16 protein-coding genes are annotated in these 17,559 nt (G+C 73.6%); 9 read left to right on the plus strand and 7 right to left on the minus strand.

The window, feature by feature from the left end:
• Positions 1-329: 329 nt before the first annotated feature.
• From AB0F62_RS00610 to AB0F62_RS00635, 6 genes are all read left to right on the plus strand, one after another.
• Entirely contained in the window at positions 330-1,913 is a 1,584-nt protein-coding gene (locus tag AB0F62_RS00610) for an ATP-binding protein (protein WP_361790282.1), read from the plus strand.
• Between the two features lie 2 nt (positions 1,914-1,915).
• The gene (locus AB0F62_RS00615; protein WP_361790285.1) at positions 1,916-2,323 is read left to right on the plus strand and encodes a roadblock/LC7 domain-containing protein; all 408 of its coding nucleotides are present in this window, start codon (positions 1,916-1,918) and stop codon (positions 2,321-2,323) included.
• Entirely contained in the window at positions 2,320-2,682 is a 363-nt protein-coding gene (locus AB0F62_RS00620; RefSeq protein ID WP_361790288.1) for a DUF742 domain-containing protein, read from the plus strand. The genes AB0F62_RS00615 and AB0F62_RS00620 overlap by 4 nt, the downstream gene beginning before the upstream one ends.
• Positions 2,663-3,286, plus strand: coding sequence for an ATP/GTP-binding protein (locus AB0F62_RS00625; RefSeq protein WP_361790291.1), 624 nt, complete (start codon positions 2,663-2,665; stop codon positions 3,284-3,286). Before AB0F62_RS00620 ends, AB0F62_RS00625 begins: the two co-directional genes overlap by 20 nt.
• 30 nt (positions 3,287-3,316) lie before the next feature.
• Positions 3,317-4,786 carry a cytochrome P450 gene (locus AB0F62_RS00630; RefSeq protein WP_361790294.1) on the plus strand — a complete coding sequence of 490 codons (1,470 nt, stop codon included), beginning with the start codon at positions 3,317-3,319 and terminating at the stop codon, positions 4,784-4,786.
• Between the two features lie 508 nt (positions 4,787-5,294).
• Positions 5,295-6,365 carry a terpene synthase gene (locus AB0F62_RS00635; RefSeq protein WP_361790297.1) on the plus strand — a complete coding sequence of 357 codons (1,071 nt, stop codon included), beginning with the start codon at positions 5,295-5,297 and terminating at the stop codon, positions 6,363-6,365.
• Positions 6,366-6,400: 35 nt separating this feature from the next.
• On the opposite strand, the gene AB0F62_RS00640 is transcribed toward AB0F62_RS00635, so the two are convergent.
• Positions 6,401-6,574, minus strand: a complete 174-nt coding sequence (locus AB0F62_RS00640) for a hypothetical protein (protein WP_361790300.1) — start codon at positions 6,572-6,574, stop codon at positions 6,401-6,403.
• A 240-nt stretch (positions 6,575-6,814) separates the two neighbouring features.
• Here AB0F62_RS00640 and AB0F62_RS00645 point away from each other — a divergent pair, with 240 nt between their 5' ends.
• A complete protein-coding gene (locus tag AB0F62_RS00645) occupies positions 6,815-7,249 on the plus strand; it encodes a GNAT family N-acetyltransferase (protein ID WP_361790303.1) in 435 nt (144 codons plus the stop codon).
• Positions 7,250-7,313: 64 nt separating this feature from the next.
• Here AB0F62_RS00645 and AB0F62_RS00650 read toward each other — a convergent pair whose 3' ends face one another.
• From AB0F62_RS00650 to mptB, 3 genes are read right to left on the minus strand one after another with little or no spacing between them, the layout of a single operon-like run.
• A complete protein-coding gene (locus tag AB0F62_RS00650) occupies positions 7,314-8,543 on the minus strand; it encodes a S8 family peptidase (RefSeq protein ID WP_361790306.1) in 1,230 nt (409 codons plus the stop codon).
• Positions 8,544-8,589: 46 nt separating this feature from the next.
• Positions 8,590-9,750, minus strand: coding sequence for a glycosyltransferase 87 family protein (locus AB0F62_RS00655; protein WP_361790309.1), 1,161 nt, complete (start codon positions 9,748-9,750; stop codon positions 8,590-8,592).
• Positions 9,747-11,060, minus strand: a complete 1,314-nt coding sequence (gene mptB, locus AB0F62_RS00660) for a polyprenol phosphomannose-dependent alpha 1,6 mannosyltransferase MptB (protein WP_361790774.1) — start codon at positions 11,058-11,060, stop codon at positions 9,747-9,749. Before mptB ends, AB0F62_RS00655 begins: the two co-directional genes overlap by 4 nt.
• Before the next feature lie 109 nt (positions 11,061-11,169).
• Between mptB and AB0F62_RS00665 the strand changes: the two genes are divergently transcribed.
• Both AB0F62_RS00665 and AB0F62_RS00670 read left to right on the plus strand, forming a co-directional pair.
• Positions 11,170-11,919, plus strand: coding sequence for a hypothetical protein (locus AB0F62_RS00665; protein WP_361790312.1), 750 nt, complete (start codon positions 11,170-11,172; stop codon positions 11,917-11,919).
• Positions 11,920-12,092: 173 nt separating this feature from the next.
• Positions 12,093-13,274: a DUF2786 domain-containing protein gene (locus AB0F62_RS00670; protein ID WP_361790315.1), complete on the plus strand. Its 1,182-nt coding sequence runs from the start codon at positions 12,093-12,095 to the stop codon at positions 13,272-13,274.
• 741 nt (positions 13,275-14,015) lie between these two features.
• On the opposite strand, the gene AB0F62_RS00675 is transcribed toward AB0F62_RS00670, so the two are convergent.
• From AB0F62_RS00675 to AB0F62_RS00685, 3 genes are all read right to left on the minus strand, one after another.
• Entirely contained in the window at positions 14,016-14,528 is a 513-nt protein-coding gene (locus AB0F62_RS00675) for a pyridoxamine 5'-phosphate oxidase family protein (protein ID WP_361790318.1), read from the minus strand.
• 18 nt (positions 14,529-14,546) lie between these two features.
• The gene (locus AB0F62_RS00680; RefSeq protein WP_361790777.1) at positions 14,547-16,085 is read right to left on the minus strand and encodes a von Willebrand factor type A domain-containing protein; all 1,539 of its coding nucleotides are present in this window, start codon (positions 16,083-16,085) and stop codon (positions 14,547-14,549) included.
• A 124-nt stretch (positions 16,086-16,209) separates the two neighbouring features.
• Positions 16,210-17,439 (minus strand): amino acid permease, encoded by a 1,230-nt coding sequence (locus AB0F62_RS00685; RefSeq protein WP_361790321.1) that lies wholly within the window; start codon positions 17,437-17,439, stop codon positions 16,210-16,212.
• Between the last annotated feature and the right edge of the window lie 120 nt (positions 17,440-17,559).

Below are 17,559 nucleotides of genomic sequence, written 5' to 3' on the forward strand. Positions count from 1 at the left end.
AAGCCATCCTTGGTCAAACAGTTTATATCGGTCACCGGACATGATCGATTCATCGCCCCGCGGAGCCGGACCTCATGATCGTCAACGGTTTGCGCGAGCGCCGCAGAACCGATAACCATACGTCAACAGGCATGTGCCAAAGGCATTATGAGAGGGCATCAGCCAGAGAATGGAAGCGGCTATGCTACTTGCGGCTCAGCGTGTTGTAGCAATTACGCCAGGTCAGGTGCTCGCTGCCGGACGACCGCCGATTGCCCAGCCCGCCGAGGCCGCACTCCGCTCGCTCGTGCCGTGTTCGTTCCATGACTAGCGATCACCTGAGGATGCTGATGGTTCGTGCTGGATCGTCCCCCGGAGACCGCCGGCCCACCGCCACGTCCGCGTGGTTATTGCCGGTCGTCATAGTCGCGGCGGTCACGGCCGTCGCCGTATGGACCGTCCCGTCGGCCGCCCGGGAGCCGGTGCTGTGGTGTGGTGTGACCGCCACGGTGGCCGTGGCCGTCCTCGGGGCCGAGACCGCCCGCAGGGGCGGTGCCGTCCGGGCCCTGCGCGAGCAGCTCGTACGGCGTGAGGAAGAACTGCAGTTCCGGCTCTCCCGCCAGGAGGCGGAGACCGAACGCCTCGCGAGGGAGCAGCTGCCGAAGGCGGTGGCGCGTCTGCAGCGCGGCGAGTTCGTCGCCGACGTGCTCAAGGACATCGACGAGGACGCCGAGGGCCTGACCCCTGGATTCCAGCTCGCGCACCAGCGGATGCTGCACTCGATTCTCGAGGCGGTCTCCGCGGAGGAGGACATCCGCGAGTCCTCGCAGCGGGCCTTCGTCAACATCGCCCGGCGCGTGCAGGCCATCGTCCACCAGCAGGCCAGTGATCTGCGGGAGATGGAGGACCGGCACGGCCGCACCCCCGAGGTCTTCGGGGACCTGCTCAAACTGGACCACGGCACCGCCCTCATCGGCCGGCTCGCGGACAGCATCGCCGTCCTCGGCGGGGCCCGCCCCGGACGTCAGTGGCGCCGGGCCGTGCCCCTGTTCAGCGTGCTGCGCGGCGCCATGTCCCGCATCACCGACTACACCCGCGTGGAGCTGCACTCGGTGTCGGAGGTGGCCGTCGTCGGCCCCGCCGTCGAGCCGCTGATCCACGCGATCTCCGAACTCCTGGACAACGCCACCCGCTACTCCCCGCCGCACACGAGGGTTCATCTCACCGCCGTCGAGGTGCAGTCCGGCATCGCCATCGAGATCGAGGACGGCGGCGTCGGCCTCAGCGAGGAGTCCCGGACCCGGGCCGAGCGGGCCCTGGCGGAGGCCCAGGCCGGATTCGACCTGGGCGACCTGGGCGAGACCCCCCGCCTCGGCCTCGCCGTCGTCGGGCGACTGGCGGCGACCTGGAACTTCCAGGTCTCGCTGCGGTCCTCCGCGTACGGCGGGGTGCGCGCGGTGGTCATCGTCCCGCAGGACGTCATCACGACCGTGGCCAACGCCACCGGCCTGGCGCACGGCATCGGCTCCGTCTCGGGCCCCCGGCCCGTGGTGCCGGACCAGCGGTCCTCCGACCCCCGTACGGCTCCCGCGCCCGCCCCGGCGGCCGCGCCGGTTCCCGTCACCGGTCCCCGGCCCTCGCCCCCCGCGTCCTCCTCCTGGGCGGAGGAGGACGTACCGGTGGTGCACGAGCGGACGGCGAACGGGCTTCCCCAGCGCCGCCGCCGCAATCCGGCACCGAGCCCCGCCCCCGGCGCGCGGGTGGGCGCCTCGCCCGCCGACGGCGCGGTCACTGCCGCGTCGGACCCGAAGCCGGGCAAGGAGCCCGTGCAACCGGGCATGTGGCTGGCCGCATTCACCAGCGCCGTGTCCGGCGAGAGCACTGCCGCCTCCTCTGACAGCAACAGTGACGAAACGTTAGATAAGGGTGAGTAGCCGTGATTCAGCAGCGGGCCAACATGGACTGGATGCTCAAGGACCTGGCCACGAGCGTCCCGGAGACACGTCACGTCGTGGTGCTGTCCTCGGACGGCCTGCGCATGGCCCAGTACGGCGGCGACACGGACGCGGCCGACCGCCTGGCCGCCGCCTGCGCGGGCCTGCAGAGTCTCGCGGCGGCCATCGCCGGTGAGTTCCCGCACGGCGAGGGGACGATGCGGCTGGTCGTCATCGAGGTGGACGGCGGCTTCTTCTACCTGATGGCGGCGGGCGCGGGTGCCTATCTCGCGGTCCTCGCCGACGAGGGCGTGGACGCCGGGCTCATGGGCAATCGGATGCGCGACCTGGTCGCGCGGATCGGCGCACACCTCACGAGTCCTCCGCGCCGGGACGGGCAGGCCGTATGAGCGACGGACCTGTGGAGGAGTGGGACAACGGAAACCCCGAGCGGCTCTATGTGGTGACGGGAGGCCGCAGCGGATCCTCGGACGAGACCGCCATCGACCTGGTCACCCTGGTACGGGCCCGCTCGGGGCCACCCCCGGGCATGGCGCCCGAACAGGCCGCGATCATGCGGCTGTGCACCTCTCCCCTGTCCGTCGCCGAGATCTCCGCGTATCTGAACCTCCCGGTCAGCGTGGTGACCGTACTTCTCGCGGATCTGCTGGCCGAAAAGCGGGTGGAGGCACGACCGCCCATCCCGCCCGCACTTCTTCCCGACGCTGCACTGATTGAGGCGGTGATGCATGGACTTGAAAGGCTCTGACGCGAACGGCGTCAGGGGGCCGCGGAGCGAGGACGCTCTCCCGGAATCGGCAGCCGCCGCGGTCAAGATAGTGATTGTCGGGGGTTTCGGGGTCGGCAAGACGACCCTGGTCGGATCCGTCAGCGAGATCCGACCGCTCTCCACCGAGGAGACGATGACCCAGGCCGGGGTCGGCGTGGACGACATCGTGGGGGTGGAACGCAAGACCGCGACCACGGTGGCCATGGACTTCGGCCGCATCAGCATCAACGACCAACTGGTCCTCTATCTCTTCGGGACGCCCGGCCAGCAGCGCTTCTGGTTCCTGTGGAACGGGCTGTTCGAGGGCGCGCTGGGCGCGGTGGTGCTGGTCGACACGCGGCGCCTGGAGGTCAGTTTCGACGTGATCGGGCGCCTGGAGGAGCGCGGCACCCCCTTCGTCGTCGCCGTCAACTCCTTCCCGGAGTCGCCGACATACCCGCTCGACGAGCTGCGGTCCGCCCTGGACCTGCCGGATCACGTTCCCCTGGTGGAGTGCGACGCCCGGTCCCGCAGTTCCGTCCGTGACGTGCTGATGACGCTCATGCGCCATCTCCACTCCCTCGCCGCCACATCGGCCCTGTGATTCCTCATCGCCCGTGATCAGGAGCGTCCTGTGACCACCCCACCCCCCGAATGCCCCGCCCACGGCCTCGGCCCGGGCGGCCTGCGGCGGCTCTACGGCCCCGAGGCCGCGGCCGATCCGATGGCCCTGTACGAGAAGCTGCGCGCCGAGCACGGCGCGGTGGCCCCCGTACTCGTGCACGGTGACCTGAACGCCTGGCTCGTCCTGGGGCACCACGAGAACCTGGAGGCCATGCGCAACCCCTCGCGGTTCTCCCGGGACTCGCGGATCTGGCGGCACTTCCGCGACGGCAACGTCGCCATGGACTCGCCGCTGCTGCCGATGGTGGCCTGGCAGCCGCTGTGCGTCTTCGCCGACGGCGCGGAGCACGAGCGGCTGCGCGGCGCCGTCACCACCAGCATGGGCCGGCTGAACCGCCGGGGCATCCGCCAGCACATCATCCGCTTCTCCAACCAGCTGGTCGACGAGTTCTGCCAGTCCGGCAAGGTGGAGCTGGTGACCCAGTTCGCCGAGCAGCTGCCGGTTCTGGTCATGACCCAGCTGCTGGGCATGCCGGAGGAGTACGGTCCGCGGCTGGTCGAGGCGGGCCGGGACCTGATGCGCGGCACCGAGACGGCGGTGGCGAGCAACGAGTACGTGCTGTCTGCGTGCAGGCAGCTCGTCCAGCGCAAGCGCGCCGATCCCGGCGGTGACCTGACCTCCTGGCTGCTGCGCCACGAGGCCGAGCTCACCGACGACGAGGTCGCCGAGCACCTGCGGCTGATCCTCATCGCGGCCAACGAGCCGACCGTCAACTTCATCGTCGGCGCGCTCAAGATGGTGCTGACCGACCCCCGTTTCCGGGCCCACCTCTCCGGCGGCCACATGACGCTCCCCGACGCCCTGGAGCAGGTGCTGTGGGACGAGCCGTCGATCGCCGTGGTCCCGGGCCGCTGGGCCACCGGGGACACCGAGCTGGGCGGCCAGCGGATCGAGGAGGGGGACATGGTGATGTTCGGCATCGCCGCGGGCAATGTGGACCCGCGGGTCCGGCCGGACCTCTCCACGCCGGTACACGGCAACCGCTCGCACCTCGCCTTCAGCAGCGGTCCGCACGAGTGCCCCGGCAAGGACATCGCCCGGGCGATCGTCGACACCGCCATCGACACGCTGCTCATGCGGCTGCCGGACCTGCGCATCGCCGTGCCCGAGGAGGAGCTGACCTCGGAGGCCGCGTGGATCTCCCGGCATCTGGTCGCGCTGCCCGCGGAGTTCAGCCCGGCCAAGCCGCTGGGCGACCAGGCCTCGGGTCCGGGGGAACCGCAGCCGTCCGGGGAGGCCCGGATCCCGCAGACGCCGCCGAAGCCGAGGCTTTCCGGAACGGCTCCGACGGTGGGGGCCGAACTGCCGCCCGCGCAGCCGGAGCCCGTGTACGATCCGCGGCCGGCGGCCGCGATTCCTCCGCAGCGCCGTTCCTGGTGGCGTGCGCTCGCCTCGCGCCTGGGGGTGCGCCGGCGGTAATCACCGTTCTCGGTGTCTCACTGTGTGACCGGTTCACGACGGGCGCACGGGCGAATGCGCCCGTGCGCCCGTCGTGCGCCGTAGGTGCTCTGAGCCGGTCATGGCCGGTAGTGGCCGCATTCGGCCGAGATCGTTCACCCGGCACACACACCTCGCTCCGGAACACAACCGGAATGCACGTCAACTAGCGCTCTGCTGACGAGATTTGGTCTCTTGACGCCTCCGCCATATGCCGGAGTAATTGTCATTTGAGTGATCCACTTGTGTTCGATTTCCGCCACCTGGCGGAGGGGTGCCGAGTGGAGTGGTCGTCGCAGCTGAGAGGTGATCGTCGGTGGAGTCCGGGTCCGTCGTTCCGCCGGCTCGTCCCCCCGCGGGCCTGTTCGCGTGCCCTTGTCGCACGGCCCCCGCCCACCCCTGTCGGTCAACGTTTGGCGCGTTCATGGCAAGGTTGTGCGGAAGGTAGCTGGCCCGGCCTGCCCTCCCCCAAGCTCGAAGGAGCATGTCCGTGACCACTGTGCCCGCCCTTCAACTGGCTCCCTTCTACTGTCCGGTCGCACCGGCCGTGCATCCCTTGGCGGAGGTCTTCGACCGGGCGACCATCGAGTGGGTCCGCCGCTTCGGTCTGTACGAGAACGAGTCCCAGCGCGCGCGACTGGAGCATGTCGGCGCGGGCCGGCTCGCCGCGCTCACCTCGCCGTTCGGGACCCAGGAGGCGACGCAGATCTCGTCGGACTCCCTCATGTGGCTGTTCGCCTTCGACGACGCCCACTGCGACGAGGGCCGGCTCGGCCGGCGCCCCGGCGAGCTCGGCCGCGTACTGACGAGGCTGCTGCGGATACTCGAGGCCCCCGAGACGCCGTTGTCCCCGGGCAGCCCGTACTTCTGCTTCGAGGCGGCCCTCCGGGACCTGCGGCTGCGCGTGGGCCGGGTCGCCACCGCCGCGCAGATCGTCCGGTGGACGGACGCGATGCGCATGTACTTCCTGTGCCAGGTGTGGGAGGCGGCCAACCGCGTCGAGGGCGTGACGCCGGAGCTCGACGACTACGCCCTGCTGCGCATCCACAACGGCGCCATGAAGGTGAGCGTCATGCTGCTGGACATCGCGGACGGCTACGAGGTGCCCCCGGCCGACCTCGAACGCCCGGAGGTCCGCGCGCTCACGGAGGCGACCTGCCTGCTGGTCGGCTGGGACAACGACATCCTGTCCTACCGCAAGGAGCACGTGCGCGACGGGGACAACCAGAACCTCCTCGACGTCCTCGCCCACGCCGCCGGCAAGCCGGTCCCGGGCATGGTCTCCGAGGCGATGTTCCTGCGCGACCAGGTCATGGTCCTCTTCGACAGGCTGGGCGCGCAGGTGTGCGCCACCGCGTCGCCCGGGCTGCGGAGGTATGTGACCTCGCTCGGGCACTGGATCCGGGCGAACCTCGAATGGGGGACGACCTGCGAGCGCTACCTCAACCCCGAGGACCCGGCCTATCTGCCGACCACCTGGGCGGCGGCGCCGATGGCCGGCAGCGACGCCCCGGTGGACCTTCCCGCGATCTCCTGGTGGTGGCGGCAGCTGCAGGGCTGACCGCCCGGCTCCCGTCCGGGCCCCTCGCGCCGCCGTCAGCGGGACGGCGCGAGGGTGCCGGCGCCTCCGGGCGCGAGGGCGTCGTCGGTGGGGGAGACCGCCGGGAGATCCCCGACGGGGCCCTCGGCGGACCGGGGGCCGGGTGCGGTGCCGGCCGGGGAGTCCCCGGCGGCCGGGTGCTTGTCGCAGGAGCAGGTGGGCTTCAGCATGTCGATCTCTCCCAGCGTGTGAGCCCGGGGTCATCGCTCGAGACACGATGATCCACGGTCGTTTCTTACCAGACCGGGACATTCGCCGCCGTGGCGTTGAGGATTCCCACGTCCCGGCCGACTCAATCGGCCAACGCGCCCCGTACTTGTGCCGGCCCATGCCGACGGACCGGTTGAGCGGCCGATCCGGTTGATCCGTAGGAGAGGGTGGCGGGCGCCGGCGCCTCCTAGGATCACGCCATGGAACTGACGTTCGTGGACGTGAAGCCTGGTGAACCGGCCATGAGTGGTGAAGTCGGGCCGCTGATAAGGGCGTTGAGACCCGCCCTGACCGCCGACGGGTTCGCCGCCTTCGCCGCCGAGGCGCATGAGCAGGGTGTGGTCTTCACGGTGGCGCTCGACGAGCGGGAGCGCTATCTGGCGGTGGCCACGCACCGCGTGCTGACCACCAGCAGGGGGCGGCTGCTGGTCGTCGACGACCTCGTCACGGCGCTGGACGCGCGCGGAGCGGGGGTGGGCACGCGGTTGCTCGCGGAGGTGGAGGCCAGGGCCCGTGCGGCGGGCTGCGAGCGGATCGCACTGGACGCGGGCGTGGCCAACCACGGGGCGCACCGCTTCTTCCACGCCCGCCGTATGGCGATCACGGCACTGCACTTCGCGCGCGAGCTCTCCTGATCCCGTCCGGCGACCGGCGACCGGCGACCGGCGACGGCGGCCGCTGACCGCCGTCGCCGGTCGCTCAGAGGTCGCCGGTGAAGGCCACCAGTTGCGGGGTGCCCAACGGTGCCGTCACCGCGGTGCGGGTGGCGTGGTCGAGGAGCCACTGCTTCAGCACGTCGAAGTCGGCGTCCCCGTAGGTGTCCTTGTAGAGCGCGGCGATGCCGGTGACGTGCGGGGCCGCCATCGAGGTGCCGCTCATGATCGCGTAGAGCCCGCCCGGGAAGGCGGAGGCGATGTCGACGCCGGGCGCGTTCAGATTGACGCAGGAGCCGAAGTTGCTGAACGGCGCCCGGTGGTCGGCCCGGTCGGTCGCGGCGACCGTGAAGGCCTCCGTGGCGCTGGCCGGGGAGATGGCGCAGGAGCTGACGTCGTCGTTGCCCGCCGCGACGACCGGGAAGACCCCGGACCGGGCCAGTGTGTCCAGGGCCTCGTTCATCGTCGGAGAGTAGAGGCCGCCCAGCGAGATGTTGGCCACGGCGGGCCGCGCCGCGTGCCGCGCGACCCAGTTGATCCCGGCGATGATGCCGGAGTTCGGGCCGCGCGCCTCGCAGTCCAGTACCCGTACGGCGACCAGGGAGACGCCCCGCGCGATCCCGGTGTGCTCCCCGCCGACCGTGCCCGCCACGTGCGTGCCGTGGCCCGCGCAGTCCGAGCCGTCCCGGCCGTCGTCCATCTCGTCGACGCCGAGCCGGGCGCGGCCCCCGAACTCCGGGTGGGTGAAGTCGATCCCGCTGTCGACGATGTACGCGGTGACCTTGGCTCCGGTGGCCCGGACGGTGAAGCCGTGCGTCGCCGGGGCCCGGTTGTTCACGCGCTCCAGGCCCCAGAACCTGCCGGTGCCGTCGGCCGGGGGTGGGATGCCCGGCAGCCGCCGGCTCGTCGCGACCGGGACCCGGTCCTCCTCGGGCAGGACGACCGTGGTGTCCTGCTCGACGCCGCGCACGGAGGGCAGGGCGCGCACCCGCGCCAACTGCGGCCGGGTGAGCGGAGCGGCGAAGCCCCGCATGACGCTGTCGTACACGTGGGCCGGGGTGACCCCGGCCGCGCTCGCCACGGAGGCGGGGTCGCTCCCCGGGGCGAGCGTGACGATGTAGCGGCCGGGGATGGAGTTCGGCGCGCCCACCCCGAGCAGCGGTGCCAGGGCGGCCGGGGAGTGCGCCTGTGCCGGGTTCGGCGCGGGGAGGGCGGTCAGCGCGGGCACGGCGGTCATCAGCACCGCGGCGAACGTCCGGCGCAGGGACACACGCATGCGTCGATCTCCTCGGGGCTCGGCGGGCGGCACGGCCGACGGGCCGTCAGCCGGCCCTCTCCCCCACCCTGTCAGCCAGGATCGGACGCGGGCGCGCCCTGGTACGCCATCCGGGCCGGGGCGCGACGAGCAGCCCCAGGCCGATCCACACGTAGGCGCTGCCGCCCACGAGTGCGCCCGGGCCGCCGGTGCCGGGGTCGCCCCGCCACAGCCACACCACGCTGCTGCAGAGCAGGACATAGCTGCCGGCCGCCGCGACCACGAGCCCCCGGGTCCGCACCCGCAGGGCCTCGCCGGCCAGTGCGGCCAGCGCCGGGATCAGCCACACCAGATGGTGCACCCAGGTCACCGGGCTGACCAGACAGGCCGTCACACCCGTGAGCGCGACGCCCGTCGCGATGCCGGTCCGGCGCACCTTGTACGCCCACACCGCCAGCACCGCGACGACGGCCACCGCCCACACCCACGTGGGCGCGTCGAGCCGGGCGAAGGTGCCGCGCAGCGACTGGTTCGAGGCGTACGAGAGCGAGCCGACGCGGTCGGTGTCCCACATCGCGCGGGTCCAGAAGTCGCGCGAGGCGCCGGGTGCGACCAGGGCCGCCAGCAGGGTGGCCGAGGCCGCGGTGGCGGCCGCGGCGATCCCGGCGCGGCGGTGCCCGGCGAGCAGCAGCCACCCGATGAACAGGGCGGGTGTCAGCTTCACGGCGGCGGCGAGGCCGATCGCGCAGCCGGCCCAGCGGCTGCCGCGCCGCAGCAGTTCGGCGTCGGCGAGCACCAGGGCGAGCAGGACGAGGTTGACCTGCCCGAAGGTGAAGGTGTCGTGGACCGGCTCCAGGAGCGCCGCCAGGCACCCGGCCAGCACCGCCGCGTACCAGGGGCACCAGCCCTCGCGGCGCACGATCGGCCACACCGTCCACCACAGGACGGCCGCCCCGGCGCAGATGTTCAGCGCGGCCGCGACGACGACGGCCGCCGGCCAGGTCACCAGCGCCATCGGCAGCATGCAGAGCGCGGCGAACGGGGGGTAGGTGAAGCCGTACGAGGTGCCGGGCTTCAGGTAGTCGTAGACGCCGACGCCGTCGTGCACCCAGGAGTTGACCGCTCCCCAGTACACGGAGACGTCGAACCAGTGCCGGTGCAGCGGCACGGTCGCCAGGAACAGCGCGGTCGCGGTCACCGCGGCGGCGGCCGTCACGATCCGTCTCATGAGGCGATCGCGGGCCGTACGAGGCGGACCAGTCGTACCGCGGCGAGCGGCAGCAGGGCCAGCGCCGCGCCCGTCGCGGCCAGGGCGATCTGCCGGGGTGTCGCGGCGAAGCCGCTGGGCAGCACCGCGAGCGCCAGCGCGGCGCTGCCGAGCGCGGCGAGCCGCCGCACCCGGCCGTCCGGGGCGGCCACGGCGAGCGGCACGAGCCCCCACAGCAGGTACCAGGGGCGGATCGCCGGGCCCAGCAGCGCCACCGCGAGGAGGCTGATCCCGAGGGCGTACACCGGCCCGAGCCGTCTGCGGAACAGCCATACGGCGCCGATGACCAGTGCGGCGGCGGCCATTCCGAGCAGCCGCCAGACGTCCGGGGTGCCGACGAACCGGCCCAGGACGTTGACCAGTGACCAGTTAGAGGCGGAGGCGGGCGTGGTCAGCGCGCCGATCCAGCCGTAGCCGACGCCCGTGACGGCGGTGACCGTCACAGTGGCGGCCGCCGCGACCGCCGCCGTGGCGGCTCCGGCGCGCGCCAGGCGCCGGCGGCCGGCCAGTTGCTCCGCCCACAGGCTGGCCACCACCAGCAGCCCGAGTGCCGCCGGTGCCTTGACGAGGGCCGCCAGCGTCACCAGCGCCGCGGCCACGACCGGGCGCCGGGCCAGCGCCGCGCCCAGACCGGCGCCGAGGAGTCCGAGCATCACGGCGTCGTTGTGCGCCCCCGCCACCAGGTGCAGCAGCACCAGCGGATTGAGGGCGCCCAGCCACACGGCCGCGGCCGGGTCGGCGCCGCAGCGCCGCGCGAGACGCGGCAGGAGCGTCGCCATGAGCGCCACGCCCAGCAGCGCCAGCGCGCGCATGCCGGCCACCCCGGCGTGTGCCGCGAACCGTGCCAGCGCCAGGAACGCCGGCCCGTACGGCGCCGGGCTGTTCCGCCAGAGCGCGGGCACCTCGGCCGCCGCCGTGCCCCCGAGCACGCTCGGCCCGTAGGTGTAGGCGTCGATGCCGGCGTTCACCATCGCGCCCTGCGCCAGGTAGCTGTAGACGTCCCTGCTGAACAACGGCGGGGCCAACAGCAGCGGGGCCGCCCACACGGCGAACGTCGTCAGGAGGGCCCGTATCGACGGCGGTTGCGCCCCGCGCACCAGTCGTCCCAGCTGCCACCACGCCGCGATGAGCAGGCCGAGGCCGAAGTACGCCACCAGCAGCCCGGCCGCCGCCTCGCCGTGCGGCAGTGCGATCCCGTCGCGTACGGGAAGCGCCCCCGCGGCCCTGCCGCCGACCGCCAGCGCGACGGTACCGGCCAGTCCGAGAACCATCGTGCGAGTCACGCCCGCACGCTCCCATCACCGGGTGTCCGCCGGACGACCGGCGGGCGACCGGCGGATGACCGGCCCGCTCGCGTGCCCGTTTCGCTACGGTGAGGGGATGTTCACGCCCGGGGAACGCGACCGTGTGCGGGCCCGGCTGCTCGGTCTCGCCGCGGACGACGAGGAGGTCACGGGGGCCGCGGTCACCGGTTCGCTCGCGTTCGCGGGCGGCGGCGACCGGTGGTCCGACATCGATCTGGTGCTCGGCGTGCGGGGCGTGCCGAGCACGGTGCTGGCCCGCTGGACGGGGTGGCTGTACGGGCCGGAGTTCGGGGCGCTGCACCACTGGGACCTTCAGGCGGGGGCGACCGTCTACCGGGTGTTCCTGCTGCCGGGTGCGCTGGAGGCGGATCTCGCGTTCACACCGGAGGAGGAGTTCGGGCCCCGGGGGCCGCAGTGGCGGACGGTGTTCGGCGTCGCGGGTCCCGTACCGGACCCGGAGCCGGTCGACCCGGGGACGCCGGCGGGGCTCGGCTGGCACCACGTACTGCACGCCGCGGCGAGCATCGACCGGGGCCGGCTGTGGCAGGCCGAGCACTGGATCGGCGCGGTGCGCACCCAGGTCATCGCCCTCGCCTGCCTGCGTCTGGGTCACCCGGCGGCCTACGCCAAGGGCGCCCACCTGCTGCCCGAGGAGGTCACCGAGCCGCTGCGGGCCACGCTGGTGCGCTCCCCGGAGCCGGCGGAACTGCGCCGCGCTCTTGCCGCGGCCGCCACCGCCCTGGGCCGCGAGGTGGACCGCGCCGACCCGGCGTTGGCGCAGCGCCTGTGGCCGGTCCTGGTGGAGCGGGGCGGCGCGGCGGGCTGAGGTCCGCCGACGGAATCGGCCTCGCCGACCGGGAGCGGTACGACCCCCGTCACCCGTCCCACCCGGACCGTCGTCGCCGCGCCGCGCCGCGCCTCGCCCGGGCGACCGCTGTGGGTGCCCGCGGGGGCGTACCCCGGAGCCGCCCGCGGCGCGTCGGTGCGATCCTGAACCGCGTGCGAGATGCGATGACGGTGGTGGAGGCGGCGTTCGCCGGTGCCCTGGGGGCGGCGGAAGGGGACGAGGAGACGGCGCTGGACACCGGGGCCTCGGCCATGGGGGCCGCGGAGGCCGGGTGGGAGGAGGTCAGCCGGGCGGTGGCGGCCGCGACGGGCGGGGTGCTGCGGGGGTGCCGGGCGCGCGGCTGGGAGGACGCCGACCTGCTGCGGATGGCCCGGCGGGAACTGCGCCCGGAGCACGTGCGGCTGGCGGGTCTGCTGACGGAGGCCGGGAGCGCTGACGCCGGGGGCCTGCTCTCGTCGTACGGGGCCGCCGAGCGGCTGGACCGCTTCGCGGTGGCGACGGCCGTGCTGGAACTGGTCCGCCTGCTGGGGCGGCTGCCCCGGATCACCCCGCCGTCCGCCCCCGGGCCGGTGCCCGCGCCGAGCGGCGCCGGGCATCCGATGCTGAGGCGGATCAGGGCGCTGCTGGCGAAGGCGGAGTCCACGCTCTTCCCGGAGGAGGCGGAGGCGCTGACCGCCAAGGCCCAGCATCTGATGGCGCGGCACAGCGTCGACGAGGCGCTGGTGGCGGGCACCGCGCCGGGCGCCGGCCCGGGCGCGCGGCGGATCGGCGTGGACCGCCCTTACGAGGCGCCGAAAGCGCTGCTGCTGGACGCGGTGGCGGCGGCGAACCGCTGCCGTGCCGTGTGGTCGGCGGAGTTCGGCTTCTCGACGGTCGTCGGCTGGGAGCCCGATCTGGACGCGGTGGAAGTGCTGTACACCTCGCTGCTGGTGCAGGCCGAGGCGGCGATGCGGCGCGGCGGCGGCCCGGAACCGGCCGCCGGGCCGGGACGGAAGGGCGGCAGGGGCGGGAAGGGCGGGAAGGGCGGGAGCCCGTCCCGGGACTTCCGGGAGTCCTTCCTCATCGCCTACGCGGGCCGGATCGGCGAGCGCCTGGCCGCCGCCTCCCGCGACGCGGCGGAGGAGGCCGCGGAGGGGTCCGAGGGCGCCGAGGTGCTCCCGGTGCTCGCGGCACGCGAGGTCGCCGTGGGGCGGGCCGCGGACGAGATGTTCCCGCAGACCAGGACGGAGCGGCTGAAGGGCCGGGATCGTGAGGGCTGGGAGCACGGCACGGCCGCGGCCGACCGGGCGGCCTTCCACGGTCCGGTCGGCCCGTCCAGGCGTTCTCGTGGGTGAAGTGGCGCCACTTGGGCGGGTGGGGCGGGGCGGGCCTGGTGTTCGGCTGTCGCGCCGTCTCGCTCCCTTCGGTCGCACAGCGGCGGGCTGCGGAGGGGAGGGTGGCGGCCTGGGGCTGGTCGGCGGTGTGCGGGCCGGTGGGTGGCGGGGGTTCAGGCGCCGGAGCGGGTTCCCTCTCCGGTGGTGTCGGTCTCGTTGCCGTCCGCGGGTAGAGATGGCCGGTGACCACGCCCACCGTGCGTGGGTGGCGCGCCCGCCGTAACCGGCGTCTGCGGGTGATTCCCCGGCAGGAAGCGGGCTCGGCGGGTGGTCTGTCGAGATCGGGCTCTGTTCCGCCGACATAGTCGGTGAAAGCGGGCCCGATCTTCCCTGGCTCCAAGATCGGGCTCTGTTCCGCCGACTATGTCGGCGAAAGCGAGCCCGATGTCCCGTCAACGGCTCGACAGCACCTCGAATCAGCCGCAGTCGCCGGTCACGGCGGGCCCGCCCACCACCGGGAGTAGGCGCGGATGCGGCCATCTATACGCGCGGACGGCAACGAGACCCGCGCCACCGGAAAGGCACCCCGCTCCGGCGCCTGAACCCCAGCCGAACACCGGCCCGCACACCGCCGAAGAGGACAAGCCCCCACCCTCCCCTCCGCAGCCCGCATCTCTGCGACCGAAGGGAGCGAGACGAACCCGCACCCGCCACCCACCGGTGGCGACAGGGGCAGGCGCACCGCGTCCCGGCCGGGTGCACCTACAACAGCCACCGGGTCTGGCTGTAGGTGGTGCCGCGGGCGTACGCGAAGGCCATGGTGGGCTCCACCTCGTACACCAGTGCCTCGTGGCCCTCGCCGACGAAGACCTGGTCGCCCACCTCGAAGTGCCATCCGGATCCGTACTTGGCCTCGTACGCCGCCGCGATGCGGCGCAGCTGGTTCTCGCTGCGCACGCGCGCCGCCTCGCCCTCGAGCACCACGTCCAGGCCCTCGCCCAGCGCGTTGTTGCCGGTGGTGAGGACGACGCGGCGGTTGCGGGCGAGGTTCTTCGCCTTGCGTTCGTCGGCGCCGGTGCAGAAGTGCAGGGCGTCGTCCAGCCAGACCCCGATGAGCGGGGTGACGTGCGGGCGGCCGTCGGGGCGGACGGTGGTCAGCCAGTAGATCTCGGCTTCGGCCAGGTGCCCGCGGGCCTCGTGCCAGGTCGTGGGGTCGGCGCCGGCGCTGCTGTAGCGGGCGTCGAGCTCGGGCTCGGGTTCTTTCTCTTCTGCCATGGCTCCACTGATACTCCATCAGCCCGCGCGCAGCGCGTACGCGCTGTCCACGGCTTCCGCCAGGTCGCGCACCGCCGGGTCCTCGGTGATCGCGGCCAGCGCGTGCGCGCGGTCGCCCAGCTCGGCGAGCCCGGGGGCGCCGGGCAGCTGCTCGTCACCGGTGTCGTAGGTGCGCAGCGCGTCGGCGAAGTAGGCGGCGACCGCGTCGACACGGAGCCTCGGCGAGGTGCCGGAGTCCCACAGCCGGCCGGCGAGCCGGTCCGCCTCGACGCCGGAGGACGCCTCGTGCGGGCTGCGGTCCGCCGGGTCGAGCCAGCGCACGGTCGCGGTGGCCACGTGGCCCCGGGCGCCGGGCTTGAGCCGTACGGCGTAGAGCGCGGTGACGGTGTGGCCGGGGCCGACCTCGCCGCCGTCGACCCGGTCGTCGCGGAAGTCCTCGTCGGCGACCGCCCGGTTCTCGAAGCCGATCAGGCGGTAGTGGTCGACGGTCCGCGGGTCGAAGGAGACCTGGGCCTTGGCGTCGCGGGCGCGCAGACCGATGTTGACGGGCAGTTGGTCCACGAACAGGGCGCGGGCCTCGGCCGGGGTCGAGACGTACGAGGTGTGGCCGTCGCCCTTGTCGACCAGCTCCTCCATCAACCGGTCGCCGTACTCGTTGCCCACACCGACCCCGAACAGCGCGATGCCGTGCCGCGTGCGGGCCCGGTCGATGCGCTCCAGCAGGGCGTCGGGCTCGGTCTCGCCGGTGTTGGCGAGGGCGTCGGAGAGCAGTACGACCCGGTTGGTGGCATCGCGCCGAGCGCTCTCCAGGGCCACGTCGTAGCCGGTGCGCAGGCCCGCCTCCAGGTTGGTCGAGTCCTCGGGCGCGAGGCGGTCGATGACGGAACGGGCGTGCCGCCGGGCGCCCTCGGCGCCGAGCCGGGTGGCGGGCAGGGCGACCCGCGCGTGGTCGCTGAAGGTGACGACGGCGAGGGAGTCGTCGTCCCGCAGTTCGCCGACGGCGGCGCCGAGCGCCTTCCGCACCAGGTCGAGGCGGCCCGGTTCGCTCATCGAGCCGGAGATGTCCACGACGAAGGTGAGGACGGCCGGCGGCCTGTTCTCCTCGTCCGCGGCGCGCGTGGCGAGCCCGACCCGCAGCAGCGACCAGCCCTCCTCGTCGCCGATGCGGGCGCCGTCGACGGTGACGGAGAAGCCGTCGCCCCTGGGGGCGGGGTAGTCCTGGCGGAAGCTGTTGACGAACTCCTCGTAGCGCACGTCCGAGGGGGAGGGCAGCGCGCCCTCGTCGAGCCGCCGCTTGGCGTAGCCGTACGAGGCGGTGTCCACGTCCAGCGCGAAGGTCGACAGCCGGGAGGCGTCCGGTGCCCGCTCCAGGTCGCCGTCCTCACCGGTGTCCTGCCCGTTCCACTCGGCACCGTTCTTGGAGCCCTCGTCCGCGCCCCGCACCGGTCCCGGCCGCGCGTCACCGGAGTGCCCCCGGTCCCCGCTCGCACCGCACCCCGTCAGCACCGCGCCGGCCGCCATCGCGGCCAGCACGGTCGCCGTGATCCGTCGCATCATCGTCACCCGCCTCCCCCTGGGCGCCCCCTGCGCCTTCTGCGACTGTGACGTACGGGGTGCCGGGAGGGTGGCATCGGCGCCGTTGCGGAAGGATCTCAGTCGGGCAACGCCCGGTCGGCCCGGGTCAGATGGAGGGGGCCCGCCGCGCGCGTAGGCCGTGGAGCGCGGCACCGGCGGCGAGGACGGCCGCGCCCGCGGCGACCGACGTCCAGGGCAGGGCGAAGGCCAGGACGAGGCAGCCGAGGAGGCCGAGGGCGGGGACGGCGCGCCGGACGCCGGGGCCCAGGGTCCAGGCGGAGGCGTTGGCGACGGCGTAGTACGCGAGGACGCCGAAGGAGGAGAAGCCGATCGCCCCGCGCAGGTCGGCCGTGGCCGCCAGCAGGGCGACGACGGCGCCGACGGCGAGTTCGGCGTGGTGCGGCACCCCGGTCCGCGGGTGCACCGCGGCCAGGGTCCGCGGCAGGTGCCCGTCGCGGGCCATGGCCAGCGTCGTACGGGAGACCCCGAGGATGAGCGCCAGCAGGGAGCCGACGGCGGCGACCGCGGCGCCCACCCGCATCAGCGGCGCGAGGTCGCCCGCGGCGTCGGCCAGGGGCGCCGCCGAGCGGGCGAGCTCCTGCGGGCCCAGCACCGCGAGCAGGGCGACCGCGACGGCGGCGTAGACGACGAGCGTGATGCCGAGGGCGAGCGGGATGGCCCGGGGGATCGTGCGGGCGGGGTCCCTGACCTCCTCGCCGAGCGTGGCGATCCTGGCGTAGCCGGCGAAGGCGAAGAACAGCAGTCCGGCGGCCTGCAGCACCCCGCCCACGGTCGCGTCGGCCCCGATGTCCAGCCGGGCCGCGTCGGCGTCGCCGCCGGTGAACGCGGCGACCACGAAGGCCGCGAGCGCCGCGAGCACGACCGCGACGATGCCCCGGGTGAGCCAGGCCGCCTTCTGCACGCCCGCGTAGTTGACGGCGGTGAGCGCCACGACCGCGGCGACGCCGACGGCCCGCTGCTGCTCCGGCCAGACGTACGCGCCGATCGTCAGGGCCATCGCCCCGCAGGAGGCGGTCTTGCCGACGACGAAGGACCAGCCCGCCAGGTAGCCCCAGAACGGGCCCAGCCGCTCGCGCCCGTACACATAGGTCCCGCCGGATGCGGGGTACAGCGCGGCGAGCCGGGCCGAGGACATGGCGTTGCAGTAGGCGACGACGGCGGCTGCCGCGAGCCCGAGCAGCAGCCCGGATCCCGCCGCCCGGGCGGCTGGGGCGAACGCCGCGAAGACCCCGGCGCCGATCATCGAGCCGAGTCCGATGACGGTGGCGTCGAAGACGCCGAGCCGTCGCTGCAGTATCGCGTTTCCACCGGTCACGGCGGCAAAGCTATACCGTCCCACTGCTAGACACCGCGTCAGCAAGCTGCCATCGTGGCCGCCTGGGAACGGTGACGGAACGACGAAGTGACGACGCGGCGACGCGAAGGCGAAGGGCGG

This window comes from Streptomyces sp. NPDC026673 (genome assembly GCF_040638135.1).
Taxonomy (GTDB): domain Bacteria; phylum Actinomycetota; class Actinomycetes; order Streptomycetales; family Streptomycetaceae; genus Actinacidiphila.

Coding starts and splice junctions, on each gene's coding strand:
- AB0F62_RS00610 (WP_361790282.1), top strand. CDS start 330: ATGGTTCGTGCTGGATCGTCCCCCGGAGACCGCCGGCCCACCGCCACG.
- AB0F62_RS00620 (WP_361790288.1), top strand. CDS start 2,320: ATGAGCGACGGACCTGTGGAGGAGTGGGACAACGGAAACCCCGAGCGG.
- AB0F62_RS00625 (WP_361790291.1), top strand. CDS start 2,663: ATGGACTTGAAAGGCTCTGACGCGAACGGCGTCAGGGGGCCGCGGAGC.
- AB0F62_RS00640 (WP_361790300.1), bottom strand. CDS start 6,574: ATGCTGAAGCCCACCTGCTCCTGCGACAAGCACCCGGCCGCCGGGGAC.
- AB0F62_RS00645 (WP_361790303.1), top strand. CDS start 6,815: ATGGAACTGACGTTCGTGGACGTGAAGCCTGGTGAACCGGCCATGAGT.
- AB0F62_RS00650 (WP_361790306.1), bottom strand. CDS start 8,543: ATGCGTGTGTCCCTGCGCCGGACGTTCGCCGCGGTGCTGATGACCGCC.
- AB0F62_RS00655 (WP_361790309.1), bottom strand. CDS start 9,750: ATGAGACGGATCGTGACGGCCGCCGCCGCGGTGACCGCGACCGCGCTG.
- mptB (WP_361790774.1), bottom strand. CDS start 11,060: ATGGTTCTCGGACTGGCCGGTACCGTCGCGCTGGCGGTCGGCGGCAGG.
- AB0F62_RS00665 (WP_361790312.1), top strand. CDS start 11,170: ATGTTCACGCCCGGGGAACGCGACCGTGTGCGGGCCCGGCTGCTCGGT.
- AB0F62_RS00675 (WP_361790318.1), bottom strand. CDS start 14,528: ATGGCAGAAGAGAAAGAACCCGAGCCCGAGCTCGACGCCCGCTACAGC.
- AB0F62_RS00680 (WP_361790777.1), bottom strand. CDS start 16,085: ATGATGCGACGGATCACGGCGACCGTGCTGGCCGCGATGGCGGCCGGC.